Origin of the sequence: Candidatus Megaera venefica (genome assembly GCF_034554655.1) — a bacterium.
GTDB classification, from domain to species: domain Bacteria; phylum Pseudomonadota; class Alphaproteobacteria; order Rickettsiales; family Rickettsiaceae; genus Megaera_A; species Megaera_A venefica.
Map to the genome: position 1 here is coordinate 1 of NZ_JARJFB010000219.1, position 2,037 is coordinate 2,037.

The window sequence follows — 2,037 nt, forward strand, 5'->3', positions numbered from 1 at the left end:
AAAAAATGAATGTGCGGTGATTTATTTTTGAAATTCTTGAAATTATATCAAAAATTTAGAGTTTTGACGGAGAGACTTGCTAAGATAAATAATTTTTTTCTACGAAACTTACGTCCAAGATCTTTTCTAATTGTTAAGATATCACTGAACCTATCTAAAAAAATTTTTACCTGAGTACTCATTGAATACCAATATACCGGGGTCGCTATAATAATTTTGTCGTAAGTTACGATTCGCTCTATAAGAGGTATAAAGTCATCAGATTGATTACGATGTTCATAATCATATGGAGTAATATCCAATGTATTTAAATCCACTAACTCTATATTAGATTGTGCTATTATGTCATTTACGACTCGTCTTGTATTTCCAAAACTCCTGGAACTACCAAATATAATAATTTGTCTCATTATTCCCGAAGCAATTCATTAATGCTTGTTTTTTGGCGGGTTTTGTGATCCACTTGTTTGATAATCACTGCACATGAAAGCCCAGGCATTCCATGTTCTTTTGCTGGCAAATAACCAGGCACAACAACAGAGTAAGCTGGCACTTTACCAAAAATAATCTCACCTGTGCTACGGTTAACTATTTTAGTGGACGCACCGATAAAGACCCCCATACTAATGACAGAGCCTTCTTCAACTAGCACTCCTTCTGCAATTTCTGATCTTGCACCAATAAAACAATTATCTTCGATAATTACTGGGCTAGCTTGCAATGGTTCAAGCACACCACCAATGCCAGTTCCTCCAGAAATATGACAATTCTTCCCAATATATGCACATGATCCAACAGTAGCCCACGTATCAATCAATGAGCCGTCACCAACATGCGCGCCAATATTAATAAATGAAGGCATAACCACAACATTTTGCCCAATAAACGATCCTTTTCTTATATAGGCACCTGGTACAAACCTAGCCTTAGATTGTCTTATTTTTTCTTCATCACCACTAGCAAATTTTGGTTCTATTTTATCGAGCCATTTGATAAAATTTCCATCAAAAATCTTCATTTCTGATGTTTTAAAACTGAGCAATATTGCTTTCTTTATCCATTCATTAACAAGCCACTGACCATCCTTTTTATAACTAACACTAACGCGCCCCTGATCTAGCAAAGAAATTATATCATCGATAATACACTTGGCCAGAGCAAATTGGCCATCATTTTTGCTTAGAGTATCTCTTGTTTGCCAAAGCTCTTCAATTGCTGTAATATAATTTTCCATGAGGAGCTATATCGTATCTTTTTAAGGTTGAATACAAATATAAATAGCTGTATTTTATTCTTACGTAAATAGTTTTTGTCGAAATCCATCTATTAGTAAAGCCAATGTACATCGCCTGCCCAGAATGTGATACAAAGTTTGTAGTAACGCCAGAACAGATTGGCAAACACGGCAGAAAAGTTAAGTGCTCGAAATGCGCTCATATCTGGCACCAAAAACTGGCTGATCAGGTAAGAATTGAACCGCTAATAACACAGCCAATTATAGCGACCCCTCTAGGAAATGGCATAAATTTACCGGCTCTTTTACCAATTAAGATTCAACCATATCTTTATGCAATGCCGATTGTAATGATAGGACTCATCATCTTCATGCTCATTATGGTTTTTCCAAATGGACTTGGAATTAACACACTCCTAAACAATACCACTTTAAGTATTAAGGATGTTCAAATACAAAATCAAACGGAGCTTGAGAAAATTACTGTCAGTTATAAAATTCATAACACCGCCGACAAGACAGTCAAGATGCCTTTAGTTAGAATCAGATTATTCGATAAAAATAATAGAATTGTTAAGTCACTTATTGATGATCATACCAATATTGATATGTCCCCCAATCAGTTTATTGAGATTAAAACGGAATTCGTGCCAGCACCTTCATCAACTGATAGCATTGATATTATGATTGGAAATAAGATTGACTTTATTCTTAGATAATCCACTCTCTATTCATCAAAATAATTCATGGATTGATTTAAAATGGCTTGGTTGTACTTATTTATAGCAGGGATATTTGAAATA

General features: G+C 34.7%; 3 protein-coding genes. 1 reads left to right on the forward strand and 2 read right to left on the reverse strand.

Annotation, left to right across the window (positions count from 1 at the left end; translation table 11 throughout):
- Positions 1–47: 47 nt before the first annotated feature.
- Complete coding sequence (locus tag Megvenef_RS09125; RefSeq protein ID WP_322777615.1) at positions 48–410, reverse strand: flavodoxin family protein; 363 nt, start codon at positions 408–410, stop codon at positions 48–50.
- The gene (dapD, locus tag Megvenef_RS09130) at positions 410–1,234 is read right to left on the reverse strand and encodes a 2,3,4,5-tetrahydropyridine-2,6-dicarboxylate N-succinyltransferase (RefSeq protein ID WP_322777616.1); all 825 of its coding nucleotides are present in this window, start codon (positions 1,232–1,234) and stop codon (positions 410–412) included. The genes Megvenef_RS09125 and dapD overlap by 1 nt, the downstream gene beginning before the upstream one ends.
- A gap of 104 nt (positions 1,235–1,338) precedes the next feature.
- On the opposite strand from dapD, the gene Megvenef_RS09135 reads away from it, so the two are divergent.
- Positions 1,339–1,953 carry a zinc-ribbon domain-containing protein gene (locus tag Megvenef_RS09135; RefSeq protein ID WP_322777617.1) on the forward strand — a complete coding sequence of 205 codons (615 nt, stop codon included), beginning with the start codon at positions 1,339–1,341 and terminating at the stop codon, positions 1,951–1,953.
- The last annotated feature ends 84 nt before the right edge of the window (positions 1,954–2,037 follow it).